At 63.0% G+C, this 15,132-nt stretch carries 20 protein-coding genes; 10 read left to right on the top strand and 10 right to left on the bottom strand.

The features are described from left to right. Positions 1–29 precede the first annotated feature (29 nt). The 4 genes from D4A92_RS13470 (at position 30) to D4A92_RS13455 (ending at position 1,939) form a co-directional block, all read left to right on the top strand. On the top strand, positions 30–269 hold the full coding sequence (locus D4A92_RS13470) for a DUF4160 domain-containing protein (RefSeq protein ID WP_203013997.1): 240 nt from the start codon (positions 30–32) through the stop codon (positions 267–269). Further along, positions 262–675: a DUF2442 domain-containing protein gene (locus D4A92_RS13465; protein WP_203013995.1), complete on the top strand. Its 414-nt coding sequence runs from the start codon at positions 262–264 to the stop codon at positions 673–675. Before D4A92_RS13470 ends, D4A92_RS13465 begins: the two co-directional genes overlap by 8 nt. Positions 676–806: 131 nt before the next feature. After that, on the top strand, positions 807–1,391 hold the full coding sequence (locus tag D4A92_RS13460; protein WP_203013993.1) for a DUF1214 domain-containing protein: 585 nt from the start codon (positions 807–809) through the stop codon (positions 1,389–1,391). Further along, a complete protein-coding gene (locus tag D4A92_RS13455; RefSeq protein WP_203013991.1) occupies positions 1,388–1,939 on the top strand; it encodes a DUF1254 domain-containing protein in 552 nt (183 codons plus the stop codon). Before D4A92_RS13460 ends, D4A92_RS13455 begins: the two co-directional genes overlap by 4 nt. Before the next feature lie 7 nt (positions 1,940–1,946). Here the strand turns inward: D4A92_RS13455 and D4A92_RS13450 are convergent, their stop codons facing one another. Next, on the bottom strand, positions 1,947–2,885 hold the full coding sequence (locus D4A92_RS13450; protein WP_203013989.1) for an HD-GYP domain-containing protein: 939 nt from the start codon (positions 2,883–2,885) through the stop codon (positions 1,947–1,949). Positions 2,886–3,111: 226 nt separating this feature from the next. Further along, on the bottom strand, positions 3,112–3,324 hold the full coding sequence (locus D4A92_RS13445; RefSeq protein ID WP_203020095.1) for a hypothetical protein: 213 nt from the start codon (positions 3,322–3,324) through the stop codon (positions 3,112–3,114). Positions 3,325–3,712: 388 nt separating this feature from the next. Here D4A92_RS13445 and D4A92_RS13440 point away from each other — a divergent pair, with 388 nt between their 5' ends. Further along, positions 3,713–4,801, top strand: a complete 1,089-nt coding sequence (locus tag D4A92_RS13440; RefSeq protein ID WP_203013987.1) for a DUF2336 domain-containing protein — start codon at positions 3,713–3,715, stop codon at positions 4,799–4,801. A gap of 209 nt (positions 4,802–5,010) precedes the next feature. Here D4A92_RS13440 and D4A92_RS13435 read toward each other — a convergent pair whose 3' ends face one another. From D4A92_RS13435 to D4A92_RS13420, 4 genes are all read right to left on the bottom strand, one after another. Then, complete coding sequence (locus D4A92_RS13435) at positions 5,011–5,358, bottom strand: DUF1491 family protein (protein ID WP_203013985.1); 348 nt, start codon at positions 5,356–5,358, stop codon at positions 5,011–5,013. Between the two features lie 46 nt (positions 5,359–5,404). Continuing rightward, complete coding sequence (locus D4A92_RS13430) at positions 5,405–5,950, bottom strand: type II toxin-antitoxin system YhaV family toxin (RefSeq protein WP_348649881.1); 546 nt, start codon at positions 5,948–5,950, stop codon at positions 5,405–5,407. Continuing rightward, positions 5,904–6,227 carry a type II toxin-antitoxin system PrlF family antitoxin gene (locus D4A92_RS13425; protein ID WP_203013980.1) on the bottom strand — a complete coding sequence of 108 codons (324 nt, stop codon included), beginning with the start codon at positions 6,225–6,227 and terminating at the stop codon, positions 5,904–5,906. The genes D4A92_RS13430 and D4A92_RS13425 overlap by 47 nt, the downstream gene beginning before the upstream one ends. Positions 6,228–6,392: 165 nt before the next feature. Then, entirely contained in the window at positions 6,393–7,856 is a 1,464-nt protein-coding gene (locus D4A92_RS13420) for a methyl-accepting chemotaxis protein (protein WP_203013978.1), read from the bottom strand. A 191-nt stretch (positions 7,857–8,047) separates the two neighbouring features. Between D4A92_RS13420 and D4A92_RS13415 the strand changes: the two genes are divergently transcribed. Continuing rightward, entirely contained in the window at positions 8,048–9,028 is a 981-nt protein-coding gene (locus D4A92_RS13415; protein ID WP_203013974.1) for a glycosyltransferase, read from the top strand. Positions 9,029–9,054: 26 nt separating this feature from the next. Here the strand turns inward: D4A92_RS13415 and D4A92_RS13410 are convergent, their stop codons facing one another. Together D4A92_RS13410 and D4A92_RS13405 are read right to left on the bottom strand one after the other, a co-directional pair. Next, positions 9,055–10,065: a peptidoglycan-binding domain-containing protein gene (locus tag D4A92_RS13410; RefSeq protein ID WP_203013966.1), complete on the bottom strand. Its 1,011-nt coding sequence runs from the start codon at positions 10,063–10,065 to the stop codon at positions 9,055–9,057. Then, the gene (locus D4A92_RS13405; RefSeq protein ID WP_203019958.1) at positions 10,037–11,536 is read right to left on the bottom strand and encodes a sensor histidine kinase; all 1,500 of its coding nucleotides are present in this window, start codon (positions 11,534–11,536) and stop codon (positions 10,037–10,039) included. The genes D4A92_RS13410 and D4A92_RS13405 overlap by 29 nt, the downstream gene beginning before the upstream one ends. A 500-nt stretch (positions 11,537–12,036) precedes the next feature. Here D4A92_RS13405 and D4A92_RS13400 point away from each other — a divergent pair, with 500 nt between their 5' ends. The 4 genes from D4A92_RS13400 (at position 12,037) to D4A92_RS13385 (ending at position 13,852) form a co-directional block, all read left to right on the top strand. Further along, positions 12,037–12,501, top strand: coding sequence for a DUF5330 domain-containing protein (locus tag D4A92_RS13400; RefSeq protein WP_203013964.1), 465 nt, complete (start codon positions 12,037–12,039; stop codon positions 12,499–12,501). Positions 12,502–12,749: 248 nt separating this feature from the next. Continuing rightward, positions 12,750–13,010 carry a CopG family ribbon-helix-helix protein gene (locus D4A92_RS13395; protein WP_203013961.1) on the top strand — a complete coding sequence of 87 codons (261 nt, stop codon included), beginning with the start codon at positions 12,750–12,752 and terminating at the stop codon, positions 13,008–13,010. Beyond that, entirely contained in the window at positions 13,007–13,327 is a 321-nt protein-coding gene (locus D4A92_RS13390) for a type II toxin-antitoxin system RelE/ParE family toxin (protein WP_203013958.1), read from the top strand. Before D4A92_RS13395 ends, D4A92_RS13390 begins: the two co-directional genes overlap by 4 nt. A gap of 108 nt (positions 13,328–13,435) precedes the next feature. Next, positions 13,436–13,852: a SufE family protein gene (locus tag D4A92_RS13385; RefSeq protein WP_203013955.1), complete on the top strand. Its 417-nt coding sequence runs from the start codon at positions 13,436–13,438 to the stop codon at positions 13,850–13,852. 9 nt (positions 13,853–13,861) lie between these two features. On the opposite strand, the gene D4A92_RS13380 is transcribed toward D4A92_RS13385, so the two are convergent. Then, complete coding sequence (locus D4A92_RS13380) at positions 13,862–14,644, bottom strand: DUF6456 domain-containing protein (RefSeq protein ID WP_203013952.1); 783 nt, start codon at positions 14,642–14,644, stop codon at positions 13,862–13,864. 15 nt (positions 14,645–14,659) lie between these two features. After that, positions 14,660–15,088 carry a helix-turn-helix domain-containing protein gene (locus tag D4A92_RS13375; protein ID WP_203013949.1) on the bottom strand — a complete coding sequence of 143 codons (429 nt, stop codon included), beginning with the start codon at positions 15,086–15,088 and terminating at the stop codon, positions 14,660–14,662. Positions 15,089–15,132: the final 44 nt, after the last annotated feature.

Raw genomic sequence — 15,132 nt, 5'->3', positions numbered from 1 at the left:
ATAACCCAACAGATGGGTTACAGTGTGGGATGGTTGTTGTTCATCGCGCTTTCGGCTTCCGTTTCGTGATCTACACGCAGGATCACGAGCCTGCGCATGTTCATATCACCGGGTCCGGACAGGCGAAGATAAACCTGCTGGGTCGAAACGGAGAACCGGAACTGGTCTACAGCATGGGGATCAGCCGTGCCGATCTTCGGCGCATCTTGAACGAGGTTGCGATGGAACAGGCGCGGCTGTTCAGAGAATGGGAGCGCATTCATGGCTGACTTTGACGAAAGAGACCTTGAGGCTGCAGAAGCACGCGGACGCGCTATGCTGGAGACAGAACCGAGAGCGATTGCCGCGCGATACGACGCACAGACAGGTCGTGTCGTACTCGATCTCGCCAATGGTTGCGTCTACGCTTTCCCGACGGCCTTGATCGAAGATCTGCAATCAGCCTCTCCAGAGGCACTGGCCGGTGTAGAAATTGACGGGCTCGGCTTCAATCTCCATTGGCCAGAGCTAGATGTCGACCTCTTCGTGCCAGGGCTGATTGCCGGAATTTTCGGGACAGAAGCGTGGATGACACGAGAACTGGCGCGCCGCGCGGGTCGAGCCACGTCCGATGCCAAAGCCGCCGCAGCACGGGCAAACGGCGCCAAGGGCGGACGGCCGCGCAAAGCCGTCTAGCTCGGGGTGGAGTTCGCTAAGCTCCTCCTCCCTCCCCCCTGAAACTTCCCTCACCCCCGAATCAGTGATACCCCTCGGGCACTGCCGCCCGGCGCGATTGCGCCTGCATTGCCGAAGGTCTCGACCCGCCCGTGTTTCGTGTTCCCCTCATCGTCGCCACTGCGCTGATCATTGCCTTCGGAGGCGGGATCCTATCGGCGCTTTCGATGCTGAACGCCTCCGTCGGGTTCGGGGCGATCGAAGTGGCTGGCTGGCGGGCGTTTCCCTCCGCGCAGAAGGCGTCTGCCGATCCTTACGCCAAGGCGCATCGCGCCAAGGGCGGGCGACTGCTTTACGGGTCTGCCGAGGGGCTGCAGTTCACCGCCTATCGCGATAAGGACGGGTTGACGCTGACGGGGACCTGCTCTTACCGGATGAGCGGGCGCACGCCGACGGCGCGGCTGTGGACGCTTTATGCCGCCGATGCCGACGGCAATGCCCTGGATGCGGGTCCAGAACTTCCGACGGCGAAGAATTCCCAGACGGTTCTCAGGCGTAGCGACGGGACATTCGACATCACGATCTCGCGCACAGCAAAATCAGGGAACTGGCTCGCCATTCCCGATGCCGGCTCATTCCAGCTGGTGCTGACACTGCTCGATACGCCGGCGGCCGCCTCGACGGGCCTCTCCGGTCTTGCCATGCCGGTCATCGAGCAGATCGGATGTGGCCAATGAGTAAGCTTCTCTACGCCATCCTGACCGGTTTCTTCGGTGCCGTGCTCTTGCACATCATCATCATTCTCGGTGTGCCGCATTTCACCGGGCGTGACGCCTATACGCGCGTGACCGCCGAGGGCGCTCCCTTCGTCTTCCACCCGCTGTCGGCTCAGCCCGATGCGGTGGGGCTGTCGAACCTCGATCCCTATCTCAGGGTCGCCGTCTGTCATTTCGACATCACCCGCCAGCCGCTGTCGTTGATCGCGCTCGGCGGCGGTGTCGATTTCTGGTCGGTCGCGATCTATGACCGGGAAGCCAACGAGATCTTTTCGATGAATGACCGCACTTCGGTCGCCGGCGACCTCGACGTGCTGGTTGCAACCCCAGTTCAGGTGGCGCAGCTCAGGAAGACCCCGATCGCAGCACTCGCGGAAACCATCCTGGTCGAGCATCCGGGCATGGAAGGTTATGTGGTGCTGCGGGTTTTGGCGCCGCAGGCAAGCTATGAGGCGGATGCCAGGGCGTTTCTGGCCGATGCCGAATGCCTGCCGTTCATCGGGCGGTGAACAGGTCTTAACCGATCGGCTCGTCGCTCAGAACGCTGCCCAGCCGGATGACCATCTTACGATCGAAATGATGCGGACGAGCAAACATCCAGTCGAGAGCCTGTGAGACCGTCCAGGGACGCTTGTAGGGACGCACGGATGTCAGCGCCTCGAAGACATCGCAGACCGCGCTCAACTGCACCGGGGCGCTCAGGTCCTTCTGCTTCAGACCGAGCGGGTAGCCGGAGCCATCGAGAACCTCATGATGCAGGCGGCAGACGTCGAGCACTACTTGCGGGATCTCGGGATGGGTCTTGAGCAGCTGGTAGCCTGCCTCCGGATGGTTGCGGATGACGACGCGTTCACGATCGGTCAGATGACCGGGCTTGTTGAGAATTTCGTTGGGGATCAGCAGCTTGCCGATATCGTGCAGCATGCCGGCGACGCCAAGGATGCGCACCGTTTCGTCGTCCATTTGCAGCGAGCGCGCCAGAAGTGTCATCAAGCCGCTGACGGCAAGCGAATGGACATAGGTGGTCTCGTCCTTGCTCTTGAGCCGGGTCACTTCCAGGGCGATGACTGTGCTGTCGGACCACAGCTCGGCATTCTCGTCGGCTGCCTCGGAGAGATGCGCCATGTCGAGCGGGCGACCCGAGACGATGTCGCCGAGACTGGTGCGGAGCACCTTTGCGGATTGCTTGATGACCCCGCGAGCGGCCCGCGTGCGCATGTCCTTTGGCGGCAGGGATGACGAGGCTGGCTTGACGGCTGCGACCTTGCGGCCGTCCGGATCGACACCGAGACGCAGATTGATCGAGACGTCGGTCGCAGACGAGGTCAGGATTGCCGCCATGTCGCGGTCGCTGTTGAGCAGGAAGCGGCGTCTGGCAAATTCCCGGCTCGGGCACGCGACGCTTTCGATGAACATTCCCTTGCGAATGCGATCCTTGGCAATCTTCATCAGCATCGATGGTCGACCTGCTCCGCAATGGGCGCCCTTGCCAGGGGCAGCGGTTGATCGGGCGTAATGCCACGACTTCCTATTTTACCTTATCCTACATAAACGATTTACAACCGGTGAATCGCTAGAAGTCGGGTGTGCGACATGGCTTCGGAGCCTTGAGCAGCAACACGTCGCGGATGCCCGGATCGCACCACGACGACCGGCAACGGCGAATGACGAGAGAGCTTGCTCAGAACGGCCGACGGCCTGGGCCGAAGACAGGTCCCTGTGGCGCTGGCAGGGCCGGCAAGGTCGGCAGTTCCACCCGTGGCCAGATGGCGTTGGGATCCAGCCGCTCGTAGCGGATGCCGGTGAAGAAAAGTATCTCTGCCTTGTGCTCACCCGTGGCCGTCGATCGGCGCGAGGGGGTCAGCCGGTCCGAAATCCTGATGATATCCGCCATGCTCGTCTCCTTTCGAGAAGAAAGATCGAGAGGGTCGAGAGCATCATCTCGCCCTGCCCTCCTTCTACGAGGGCCGGCACAATCCGGTTCATGTTGCGGAAAGTCTCACACAAACCAGGGTCATCTGCGCCTTTCTCCGACGCGTTCCCCCTGTCGCGGTTCACCCCACGAAACGGGGTACGCATATGCCTAATATCGGAAACATGCGGCGAATCGCCGGACTTGACCATCCGCCTGTCCACAAGAAGCCATAGGTTAGTTAACAGCTTGCTAACAAATTCGTTCTAATCTCGCACACATCTGTATTGCGTTGGAGTAGGTAGTCGTGAGCGAACAGTTCAGGGAGCTTGAAAGGCCAGCCGGCGCGCGGAACAAGGATGTCGTTCTGATGGCCACGGTCACGAGTTTCCAGGCGCTCTCCTTTCCCGGCAAGTCGGAACTCCGGCAATTTGCCGAGCTGTTCCAGCCGCTGTTTGCCGGGTCCTCTGCCGAAGCGCGCCGGGAAGCGGTCGCGGCCCTCTCACAAAGCCCGAACCTGCCGCTCTCGATTGCCGCCTTCATCGCCTCTCAGCCGATTTCGATCGCCGCACCCTTCCTTGCTTCCTCTCCGGCACTCTCCGACGACATGCTGATCATGATCGCCCGCACGCAAGGCGTCGACCACGCACGCGCCATCGTCAAGCGCGAGCGGCTGTCGCCGACAGTGATCGACGCCTTGGTGTCGCTGCGCCATGCCCTGCCGCCGCGCCCGGAAAAGGTGAAGGCCGATGAGCAGACGGCGGAAATGCAGCCTCTGCAGGCGGCCAAGATGCCGGCTTCGAGCTTCGACACCGTGATGGCAGATCTCGAGATGCGCGACCTGCCGGGCGCCGCTTCAACGACGGTGAATGAGCCTGCAACAGAGAGCCGCGAAGAAGCGCTGCGCCAGACGATCAAGCGCATGGCGTATCAGCATCGTCCGCCCCGCAGCGATCGGCTCGGCCGGCGCCAGGCGACGCCGGTGCAGACCGCGCTGCTCGTCCGCTTTGCCCGCAGCCATGACGGCGGCTTCTTTGCCACGACGCTCGCCGACATGCTGACCTCGAGCCGCTGGCTTGCCGAGCGCATCCTGCTCGACATTTCCGGGCGGCAGCTCGCAACGACGCTTGCCGGCGTTGCCATGGAGGATCGCGAGGCGATCTTCATCCTCGAACACATCTATCCGCATCTCTCCCGCCGCGAGAACGGCGCGAGCCGGGCCGAAAACCTCTTCTTCGGCATGGACCCGGACCAGGCCGAGGCCCGGATCGACAGCTGGATCCGTGCCGACCGGTATACCTTCGCCGGCGAAGAGCAGACGATCGAGGCGGGTGACGGCTCCGAACGCACGGCGGTGCCGAGCAGCAAACCGCTGACCGCCGCCAACCAGGCTGCATCAAAGCGTCAACCCGTGGGCGACGAGCATGGGCGACAGGTGCTCAGGGCGCGCAAGCGGTAGAAGCTCAGTGAGGCAATAGGCAGTAAACGGTAGGCGTGACTGCTTGTGTGTGGGTTTTCGCAGCCGCCGTCGCGTGTGATCACCCCAACCCCGGCGCTTTGCGCCGACCCTCCCCCTCAAGGGGGAGGGTGGATGGCGATGGCCGATGCTCCTCCGCTCGACGGCCTCTTCCGAGGAGCCGATCTCACGCCATGCAGAGTGGCTGCCGCTCAATCCTTCACATCCGCCAGCGTCAGATAGGTGCCGAGATCTTCCACCTCGATCTCAACCAGCCAGAGATCGCTATCGAACTTCCGCTCGCGGGCGATCAGAGCCTCCACCGCCTCGGGTTCAGCCCGCACGAGGCGCGGCTCGAAGATGCGGTCGTCGCGTGTCTCGTCATCGATCATGGCCTGGGGTGCCGGGCCATAAAGCGTCTCCAGACCATCGCGGAAGCGCTGGCGCACGAAGATCGCGCCCGAAGCGTCCGACCCCTTGGCGACAACAGCAGCATAGCCGCCGTCGGAGAAGACGCGGCGGGTGAGTGCGGAGACGAAGATGTCGGAGCGGATGCGCATGGGCTAGGGTTTAGGGGATTGCGCGGGCGGCGTCGAGGGTCGAGGGTCAGGGTTCGTCAGTCGGCTTAATCAATTGCGCAAATCGAGCGCCTGCCCCTTTGGCCTCATTGAGGACCACATCGAAATCGTCCGGCGGATGGCCGCTGTCGAGCATGCTCTTGAAGACCGAATAGGCATCGTATCGACTGCCATAGGCACGGAGCGTGTCCTCATCGTTCACCCAAACGAAGACGATAATCTTTCGGCTGCTGTCGAAGCGAAAGAACAGCCTGTATTGTTGGAAGAACTTCGCTCGGAACCAGTGTTTGCGGTGACTGCCCAGCGTATGACCCTGACGGAATTGCGGGGCTCCCGGATCGGCCGGGATATCCGTCGTCACGAGCTTGAGGATCGCGGCCAGCCGCTTCGAAGCATTCTTCTCACGCCAAGTCTCCGGATCGCGGCGCTTTCGCGCTTCGACTTCGTCCGCAAGGGTCAGCAACTGATCGAGAAAAAGGGGGTGGGCATAGACGGCCCAGCCACTGGCCGTGAAGGGCGCGCCGAGCTCACTCATCTTCCGGCGACAGTGGCGCGTCGAGATCGACGGCGACATCTCCGACCAGTGCTCCGATCCGCTGCACCAGCGCTCCCTCCATCGGCTTCAGCCGTTCGGGATGATCCATCACATCGCGTTCCAGCAGATCCAGGAATGCGCCCAGAGCGGGATCGCGCTCTTCGGCCACAGCTTCGATATATACTCGGCCGCTCGAGTCCGTACGATAGCGGATCTGGTCGCCCTTACGGAGTTGCAACTGTTTTCGCACACCCGTCGGAACCGTGGTCTGGTACCGATCGGTCAGCTTCGAAATCTCGTCAGGTCGCACAGTCATGGCCGGGCCCGCAGATAATAAGGCTCAAAAGTAATGCATCTGCATTGCCTGCGCAAGACAATGAAAGGGCGATCCGACTGAAAAACCGACGCGCTGCGTCGACTTGGATTTCACGGGCCGAGGAAACGCCGATCTTGATTAACCGGCGCCAACGTTCATGGGCGATTACACCTTCACGGCCAGCCTCAATCCGCCCCAGTGCCGGCCGGCGACGAAGATCGGGGCGGAAATGTCCTTCATCAGGACAAAATTGCCGCCGCCCATGTCGCGGCGGTAGGTCTGGACGAGGAAGGGGGCGGTGGAGCGGCCGGCGGAGAGGCCGACGCGGTCGTTGAAGATGCGGCGGTTGCGGCAGTTGGCGGTGTTCCACACCGTGTCGCCCGGGCGCTGCGGGGCGGAGAACTTCTTGTTGTGGGTGGGCAGATAGCCATTTTCGTCAACCGCGGCACAGAAGCCGATGCGCTCCGAAGACCCCGCCACCGGCTCGATGATCGCGGGCAGCACCTGGTCGGTGAATTCGGTGAAACCGGTCATCATCTGCACCGGGTCGGTGCCCGGGATCGGACGATAATTGCGGTCGAAGAGATCGCTTGCTCGGATGCGGCCGCTATCGACGGCATTCTGGAAGGCCTGCGAAATGCGGGCAGCGACATCGACGGCGGTGTCGATCCAGTCGCTGTCGGCGGTACGGATGCCGGCACTCGCGGTCAGCTGGATCAGGGTTTCCGAGAGCGCCACCACCTTGTCGACGCGGCCTGCGGTCTGTTGCAGGTGATGGTCGGACTGGCGGACTTCTGCGGACATGTCGCTGAGGGTTGCGACGAATTCCGAGCACTGGCGATCGACCTGATCGGTCGTCTGGGCCATGGCGGAGGAGCCGTCGAGAATGCGGGTGATGACCTGCTCCATGGCGGAGAATGACTGGTTCATCGCCTGGGAGGTCTCGCGCACGTCACGGGCGCTCGCGGTGGCACCTCGGCCGGCATCGGTCAGGCGGACGATCTTCTGGCGGATCTGGTTCAGGGTTTCCTGGATGGCGCCGGTCGCCTGGGAGGTCTGCAGCGCAAGCGCGCGGACTTCGGCTGCAACGACGGCAAAGCCCTTTCCGGCCTCGCCTGCACGGGCAGCTTCGATCGCGGCATTGAGGGCGAGCAGGTTGGTCTGGCGGGCGATGGTGCCGATCTCTTCGGCGACCTTGTCGACTTCGGCGAGCGACTGCGAAAAGCTACCGATCTCCGTGCCGATTTCCTCCGAGGTCTCGACCATGTGATCGATCTTGTCGACAGCGCCGGTCAAGCGGGTCGCGCTGTCGGTCAGCATTCGACGGGCTTCGCCGGCGGTCTGATCCGTCTCGCGCAGGGTGCTCGCGACATCGCGATTGGTTTCGGCGATCGACAGCGCTGTTCGGGTAATGCCGTCGAAAGTCACCGCATGGCGTTTGGAAATACCGGCGACGTCCTGGATCGCTCCGGCGATATCGACGAGATCGACGCCGAGCGTCGAGGCCTCTTCGGCCAGGCGCTGGACGATGCCGCGCAAGGTGGCAGCATCGATCTCCTGATGCCGCAGGGTCTCCGTCGCATCCAGTTGGTGGTCGTCATCGTATCGCGCGTTCATCGCAGCAGTCATGGATCATCCTCCTCCAATTGACGGAGTATACAGTTGGTATGATTAATGAGGCCTTTCGTTAGGGACTGCGAAAATTCACCTAGACGAAAGTCCGGTGAACAGCCGATGCTCGTCCGCCCTGCCCGCCTGCGGAGAATTGCCCGAGCAGGACACGGCATGTTAGGTCACAGCAAAGTTGACCCAGGACCGCCATGCACATCGTTCTCGCCACTCATACCCGTATTCCGGCCCTGCGTTACGGCGGCACGGAGCGCATCATCGCCTGGCTTGGCCGCGCGCTTGCCGAAAAGGGTCACGTCGTCGGACTTCTGGGCCCGGCGGGTTCGACGTGGCACTACGGACCGCTTACGGTTTTCGATCCCGATCGGCCGCTCGAGGCGCAGATCCCGCGCGAGGCGGATGTGTTTCACAGCCATGTCGGGCTGGATCCCGATTTCGACGGCAAGGCCTGCCAGACGATCCATGGCAATGCGGCGGGTGCCCGGCTGCATCGCAACTCGATCTTCGTCTCCGCCAATCATGCCGCACGGCATGGCGGTGCCGCCTTCGTGCATAATGGGCTCGATCCGCGCGTTTATCCTGTGCCTGACCTTGCCCATGACGGTAAGTCCCTCGCCTTCCTCGCCAAGGCGGCCTGGAAGGTGAAGAATGTGCGCGGCGCGATCCGGGTGGCGCGGAAGGCCGGACGTCGGCTCGACGTGCTTGGCGGCTATCGCCTGAACCTGAAGATGGGGCTGCGGCTGACGCTCGATCCCAATGCACGCTTTCACGGCATGGTCGACGACGCCGGCAAGGCTGAAGTGCTCGGGCGGTCGGCCGGCCTGTTGTTTCCGGTGCGCTGGCACGAACCCTTCGGGCTTGCGGTGATTGAGGCGATGTATTTCGGGCTTCCGGTCTTTGCCACGCCCTACGGGTCGGTGCCGGAACTGGTGCCGGAGCATGTGGGCTGCCTTTCGGACAAGGGCGACGTGCTGGCGGAGGCGATCCGCGATATCGGCCGGTTCGACCGCGCGGCGATCCACGGGCATTTCCAGGAGAATTTCACGGCGGAGCGCATGACCGCGCGCTATCTGTCGCTTTATGAGCGTATCGAGGCGGGAGAGAGCCTGCACCCGGAAAGCTTCACGGCGCCGGTCTCGCCCCATCAGGGCTTGCTGCCCTGGACGGACTGAAACGCCGCCGCTTCAGGGGCGCATTATCAGAGGGCGCCGATGGATTTCAGCTTCTTCAAGACGGCCGCGCTCGGCTCGCCCGTTTCCGGCAGCTGGTAGTGGCGCTCGAAGCGACGGATCGCAGCACGGGTGTCATCGCCCGGCACGCCGTCGATGCGGATGTTCTTGTAGGCCATGTTGGACAGGCCGCGCTGGATTTCCATGACCAGGCCCGGATCGAAATTCGCCTGCTGCACCGGCGGCGGGGCCGTCGGTTCGACGGTTTTGGGCGGAACGGGCTGGGCGGCTGTCACCGGACGCCGCGGCGCGGTGACCACCTGGGCTTCGGAATTGCGGATGGCGGCCGCAACCGGGTCTTCTCCCGGCGCTTCGACATCCATCACCGGGCGCTGTGCCGGAACGGCGGCGGTGATGCCGCGATCGAGCGTGAGCGCCGCCAAAAGTTCCGGCGTCACGAGGCCGTTCGCCTCCATGCCGACGGTCTTCTGGAACATGGCAATCGCGGTTTCGGTGCGCGGCCCGATGACGCCGTCTGGCTCGCCGTCATAGAGACCGCGGCGCAGGAGTTCATCCTGGACCTTACGAATGAGGCCTGCCGTCTCCGCGGCATTGGCGGGGAGGCTCGCGGGCGCGGGCGAGGCTGATGTCGCGGTTTGAGCCGGTGCTGCTGCCGGACGGGCTTCAGTCGTATCCGAGGGTGCCGTTTCGCTGCCCGGCTTTTCGCGTTCGATGCGGAAGGTGGTGACGTTGTCCGCGTCCTGTTCGCTGAGTAGCGGGCTGCGCGGCGTGCCGGCAAGGGCGGTAAAGTCGGCAGCGTCACGGGTGCGCAGGAATGGCGAGGGATGCTGGCCCGGCTGATACCACAGCGCATTGGCAGCGATCGTTCCGAAGACAAGTGTAAAGCAGAAAGCGCCACCCACGGCACGCGGATGACGGCCGGCAAGCCGCGCAAGGGCGCCAGCACCCGTCGAGAGAACCAGGAGGACCTTCGATCCCGCCTTCTTCTTCTCAGGCGATTTTCGCTTTCGCTTCGTCATGCGCCGGTGCTTTCCCACCCCTTGTCAGATCAGTTCCCGTCTCGGCCAGACGCGGCGGGAATTCGACCATGTTCGTTTCACCGATAGCTCTGGCGCCCGAACCGTCCGCCGGCAGCGTCACCAAGACCACGGTGCCCTCGCCTGGGCGGCTTTCGATCCTGAAGGTGCCGCCATGGAGAGCCGTCAATCCCTTTACCAGCGAAAGGCCGAGGCCGGAACCCTCGTAGTTGCGGTTGAGATCGTTCTGCACTTGTGTAAACGGGCGACCGAGCAGAGCCATCTTCTCCGGCGCGATGCCGATACCGGTGTCGCTGATGCTGATCGTGACCTCGTTGCCGTGCCTTGCGGCATCGATGTTCACGGCGCCGCCGGCATCGGTGAACTTGATGGCATTGCCGACGAGGTTGATGACGATCTGGCGCAGCGCCCGGCCATCGGCCGAGATTTCGCCGAGGCCCTTGGGCAGACGGCTGGTCAGCTTGACGCCCTTGGTCTGTGCCTGCAGCGAAAGCATGCGTTCACATTCGGTCAGCGACTGCGCGAGATCGACATCCTCAAGCATGAGTTCGTAGCGGCCGGCCTCGATCTTCGACATGTCGAGCATGGTGTTTACCACCGACAGAAGATGGGCGCCGGACTGGCGGATCAGCTGGACATATTCGCGCTGGCGGTCGTTTTCGAGCTTGCCAAAATACTCGCCGATCAGGATGTCTGAGAAACCAAGGATCGCGTTGAGCGGCGTGCGCATCTCATGGCTGACGGCAGCCAGGAAGCGGCTCTTGATCTCGTGCGCGGCACTTGCCTCTTCTTCCTTGCGGACCACCTCGTCGCGCATCAGCATCTCGCCTTCGATGTCGAGCATCTGGGCGCGGACACCGGCAAGCGTGCCGTCGTCGGACCGGACGGCGGTCATGTCGAGACGGACATTGAGGAATTGGGCCTGATCGAGTCCGATGACCGGACGGTCGAGCCTGAGATCGGTCACGACGACATCGGCGCCGAGGCGCAGCTCGTCGAGCGCCTGGACGAAGGCCAAGCGGTCGGAGACATGCACCTGCTCGACAAAGGCACGCGACAGCGGCTCGCGCAGGAAGGACAGGAACATCTGACGGTCACGGCCACCGGCCGCGCGGACGATGCCCGTCGCGTCGAGCGTCAGGAAGAGGCCGGGGCAATATTCGTAAGGGTCGGTCGGGATGGTCGCGAGCACCGTCTCGGCCTCGTCTCGCTCGCTTCCGAGGCGAAGGCCCGAGACCAGCACCAGGGCGCCGAGAAGATAAAGGGCGGTGACGAGGGCAAAACCGATCGGCAGACCGGTTGCGACGCCAAAGACCAAAGTGAGGATGGCGGGCACGGCGACGAGCGCGGGGAGAACCGCAAGGGTCAGCCGGCGCAAGGCAACGATCTCGGCCCGGTCAACCGGACGGCCAACGGCATGACGCACGAGAAGCCGGGCCAGAAGCCCGTCCATCTTTACCGTCAATGCAGCCGACATTTTACGCAATACAACCACGCCAGAAATCCGCGACCGGTTCATCTGATTTATGGGTCTGAAGATAGGCCGACGCGCTTAAGGAATAGATAAGGCAGAGCCCCGGAAGGGCCCCGGCTCAGCCGTTCTGACCCGAAACAGGACAGCCGAACGAGGCTTTCCAAATCATGGTTAACGGGGCGTAAGCACTGAAATCATTCAAGTTTTCTGATGGCCGTTAAGATTTGTGTCGGCGCCACCAGGCCAAAAGCGGTGGATTGCGGGGCCAGCGCCACATTTATGCTTAACGCTGACCGCTAAAGTTTTACGGACGCGTCCCGAAATGGGGAGATCACTCAAATTTTAGTCGAATTCGCATCAAAACCGACCGTCTTTCGCAAATCGATTTTGGCGAATCAAACCTAGGGTGGAATTCACGAGTTCGGGGAGAAACCCGGACCGTTCCGGCAAAGACCGGCAACAGGGATTTGGTGAAGACAATGTGGTTTCTGATCAAGGGAACTTTCTATTGCACCGCGACGCTTGTCGCGCTGTCCTTCCTCGCGGCACCGCCTGCAGAGGAAAAGGATGGCGCCAGCTTCGACATGGGTGCCGCCATCACCGCCGCAAGCGGTGCTTATGAGTATGTCACCTCGCTCTGCGTCGAGAAGCCCGAGGTCTGCGAGAAGGGCAAGGCAACCTTCCAGGCGCTCGGTCAGCGGGCCCGCGAAGGGGCGCTCGTCGCCTATCAGCTGCTCGACCAGCAGTTTACCGACGAGGGCACGGCCGTCGTCGCCGACGAGATCCAGGCGCCGAAGAGTGGCGCCGTCGAGATTATCAGGCCTCAGGTCGAGACACCGCGGCTCGTCAGTGCCGAGACCGATGCGCCCGTCATCACCGGTACGGTGACACCGGCGGAACGGCCGAGGCATCTGCCGAAACCCTACCAGCCGCCGAAGCCCTGAGAGCTTGAGGCGCATGACCAAAGCTTACGCGGTCATCTGACAAATTCCGGGGCGGACAGCCGCCCCTCCCCGCCTTGCAGCCGGTTCTGCCATAGACCGGATGCCTGTCTGCCTGTCCCTGACTGAATTCGGCATTTGCCGGGCCGCGTGGCGCAAGCTGCGCGGCTTTTCTTTTTTCCGGGCTATGGCCAGCATTGAGGGCTGAGGGAAATTGTCTTACATTGTCTTGCACTCGAGAGGAGAGCGCGATGGCGACAAGCAAATCGACCGAATCCGTCACCCTTCGTATTCCGATCGAAGTCCTCCGGGACATCGACAGAATTGCGGAGGCGACCGAACGCTCGCGCAGCTATATCATTCTGCGCGCCATGAAGGGATATCTCCTCAGCGAGGGGGCCGACGTGCTTGCGGCCATCGAAGGACGCGCAGAGATCGACGCCGGAGAGCACGAAGATTTCGACGCCGTGCTTGCCGAGATGGACCGTATCATCGCCGGCAAGGTGGCATGAAAACCATTCGGCTTTCGCACAAGGCCGCCGATTACATCCGCCAGGAAAGCGCTTACCTGAAGGACCGCAGCCCGGCTGCGGCACGCACGTTTGCTCTTGCCATGAAGCGGGCGCGCAGCCTGCTGCAGGATTTCCCGGAAGCGGGCAACACGCTGCACGGGCTGCAGATCGCCGGATTTCGCACGCTTGTGGTGGACAACTATCTCATCGACTACCGCGCCGATGACGAAACCGTGGACATCGTCACCATTCGACATGGTCGCATGCAGCAGCCCATGCCCGATATCGACGACGCGGACACCAGCGACGACATGTGACGACGTTGCTCCCAACCGCCCTCACTCAAAAGCTTTCATTGCCGCAGCCAGTTCAAAAGCTTGTCGGTCTCAACTATATGGGTCCGACGTAACGAGCGGGTGGGCAGCATGGCTAATTTGAACGAGATGATCGACGACTTCGGCTTCCTGGATGATTGGGAGGACCGGATGCGCTACGTAATCGAGCTCGGCAAGGCGCTGCCGGATCTGCCGGACAGCGAGAAGACCGCCGAAAACAAGGTGCAGGGCTGCGCAAGCCAGGTCTGGCTCTCGGTCACATCCAACGATGGCGCCGATCCGGACATGACCTTTCGCGGCGACAGCGACGCCTTCATCGTGCGCGGTCTCGTTGCGATCGTGCTTTCAGCCTATTCCGGCAAGAAGGCATCGGAGGTGGTCAGCTTCGATGCGCTCGACCTCTTCAAGCAACTCGGCCTTCTCGAACACCTCACGGCGCAGCGCGCCAACGGCTTGCGTTCGATGATCCAGCGGATCCGCGAAGAGGCGGCGCGTCGGCTGGTGTGAACGGCCCCCTCAGCCGATGTCCGGCCGAAATCCGTCGTCGCCCCAGTGGCGGGTGCGGGACCGGACGGGTGGCGGGGCGTAGTGGCGGGCGAGCGACAGCAAGGCGGTACGCAGCATCAGCTTGGCGGAACGGGCCGGCCATTGGCGCTCGTGTTCGACCGTTTCCAGACCCTTGCCGAAACAGCAGACATCGAGCGCCACGCCTGACAGCTCCGGCCCTATGGCCTCGACGGCACGATTGACGCGGTCGCGGGCCGAGAGCGTCGCATCGGTGAAGTCAACTCCCGGCGGGGGTGCGCCCTTGTTGCGGGTCGACAGGCGAGGCTCCCAGCTCGCGGTGATGCGCGGCTGCAGGCCGGCGAAGTCGAAATCGGCGGCCAGCCGCTCGCCCGCGGCAACAGCCTCTTCCGACAGAAACGGGCGTCCGTCCTTTTCCTTCAGGCGCAGCAGGGGAAAAAGCGGCGATTCCTGCAGATTGCGGCGCACGGCCTGGCGACCCTGAGGCATCTCCAGCGTCACGGCCTCGACCGTGCGGTGCTGGGCGGCATGGGCCTCCTCGGGCAGGTCGCAGAGATCGCGGCGAAGCCAGGCGGCGGTCTCGGCGGTGGCTGCAAGACCGCCTGGCGTGTGGCGAAGCAGGCCATCGGCCATCAGGCGGGCGAGGAGCTCGGGCGCAGTCTCGGCCGGTGACAAGGCCGCCTGATGGTTGGCGTCATGCGGGGGCAGTTCCAGGGGGCCGGTCAGCGCCCGGCGTAGGATCTGGCGGATCTGTTTTCGTTCGCTGCGGGTCATGACCTGCCGTCTCCTTCAGATGCGCTTGCCGGCGATGAGATGGACTGCACTTGCCATGCGCTCGACGATCGCGACAAAGGTGTCGTAGGCGCGGTCGTCGCGGCGGTCCTCGACCATGCGGCAGGCATGGCCAACCGTGGTGCGATCACGGCCGAAGGCCTGGGCCACCTCCCCCATCGGCATCGAATAGACGACGTGGCAGACATACATTGCCACCTGGCGGACATGGCTCGTCGCCCGGCGGCCAGGCTCCTGATCATGCTCGAGGCCTGTGGCGCGCAGCAATTCCTCGGTCAACTGCCGGACGATCATGCAGAGCAGCCGTCGCTCGGGCGTCAGGGGACGCTCGGAAAGATCATCCGCCTCGGCTGTGGGCTGCCATTCAACCGATGGTGCGGCGGGAAGGATCGGGGGTGGCGGGCTGATGGGGTCGTCAGTGATCATGGCGCACTCCGATAAAGGATTTTATTCCTATCCAAGTTACCAGA

The organism is Rhizobium rosettiformans (assembly GCF_016806065.1).
In the GTDB taxonomy this organism is placed as follows: domain Bacteria; phylum Pseudomonadota; class Alphaproteobacteria; order Rhizobiales; family Rhizobiaceae; genus Allorhizobium.
Note: the sequence above shows the minus strand (reverse complement) of the source record. Positions and strands in the feature narration are given on the sequence as shown.

Bases quoted from the DNA above. Each gene is read 5' to 3' on its own strand.
- D4A92_RS13470 (WP_203013997.1), top strand. From the start codon at position 30: ATGGTTGTTGTTCATCGCGCTTTCGGCTTCCGTTTCGTGATCTACACG.
- D4A92_RS13465 (WP_203013995.1), top strand. From the start codon at position 262: ATGGCTGACTTTGACGAAAGAGACCTTGAGGCTGCAGAAGCACGCGGA.
- D4A92_RS13455 (WP_203013991.1), top strand. From the start codon at position 1,388: ATGAGTAAGCTTCTCTACGCCATCCTGACCGGTTTCTTCGGTGCCGTG.
- D4A92_RS13450 (WP_203013989.1), bottom strand. From the start codon at position 2,885: ATGCTGATGAAGATTGCCAAGGATCGCATTCGCAAGGGAATGTTCATC.
- D4A92_RS13445 (WP_203020095.1), bottom strand. From the start codon at position 3,324: ATGGCGGATATCATCAGGATTTCGGACCGGCTGACCCCCTCGCGCCGA.
- D4A92_RS13440 (WP_203013987.1), top strand. From the start codon at position 3,713: ATGGCCACGGTCACGAGTTTCCAGGCGCTCTCCTTTCCCGGCAAGTCG.
- D4A92_RS13435 (WP_203013985.1), bottom strand. From the start codon at position 5,358: ATGCGCATCCGCTCCGACATCTTCGTCTCCGCACTCACCCGCCGCGTC.
- D4A92_RS13430 (WP_348649881.1), bottom strand. From the start codon at position 5,950: ATGTCGCCGTCGATCTCGACGCGCCACTGTCGCCGGAAGATGAGTGAG.
- D4A92_RS13425 (WP_203013980.1), bottom strand. From the start codon at position 6,227: ATGACTGTGCGACCTGACGAGATTTCGAAGCTGACCGATCGGTACCAG.
- D4A92_RS13420 (WP_203013978.1), bottom strand. From the start codon at position 7,856: ATGACTGCTGCGATGAACGCGCGATACGATGACGACCACCAACTGGAT.
- D4A92_RS13415 (WP_203013974.1), top strand. From the start codon at position 8,048: ATGCACATCGTTCTCGCCACTCATACCCGTATTCCGGCCCTGCGTTAC.
- D4A92_RS13410 (WP_203013966.1), bottom strand. From the start codon at position 10,065: ATGACGAAGCGAAAGCGAAAATCGCCTGAGAAGAAGAAGGCGGGATCG.
- D4A92_RS13405 (WP_203019958.1), bottom strand. From the start codon at position 11,536: ATGGACGGGCTTCTGGCCCGGCTTCTCGTGCGTCATGCCGTTGGCCGT.
- D4A92_RS13400 (WP_203013964.1), top strand. From the start codon at position 12,037: ATGTGGTTTCTGATCAAGGGAACTTTCTATTGCACCGCGACGCTTGTC.
- D4A92_RS13395 (WP_203013961.1), top strand. From the start codon at position 12,750: ATGGCGACAAGCAAATCGACCGAATCCGTCACCCTTCGTATTCCGATC.
- D4A92_RS13390 (WP_203013958.1), top strand. From the start codon at position 13,007: ATGAAAACCATTCGGCTTTCGCACAAGGCCGCCGATTACATCCGCCAG.
- D4A92_RS13385 (WP_203013955.1), top strand. From the start codon at position 13,436: ATGGCTAATTTGAACGAGATGATCGACGACTTCGGCTTCCTGGATGAT.
- D4A92_RS13380 (WP_203013952.1), bottom strand. From the start codon at position 14,644: ATGACCCGCAGCGAACGAAAACAGATCCGCCAGATCCTACGCCGGGCG.
- D4A92_RS13375 (WP_203013949.1), bottom strand. From the start codon at position 15,088: ATGATCACTGACGACCCCATCAGCCCGCCACCCCCGATCCTTCCCGCC.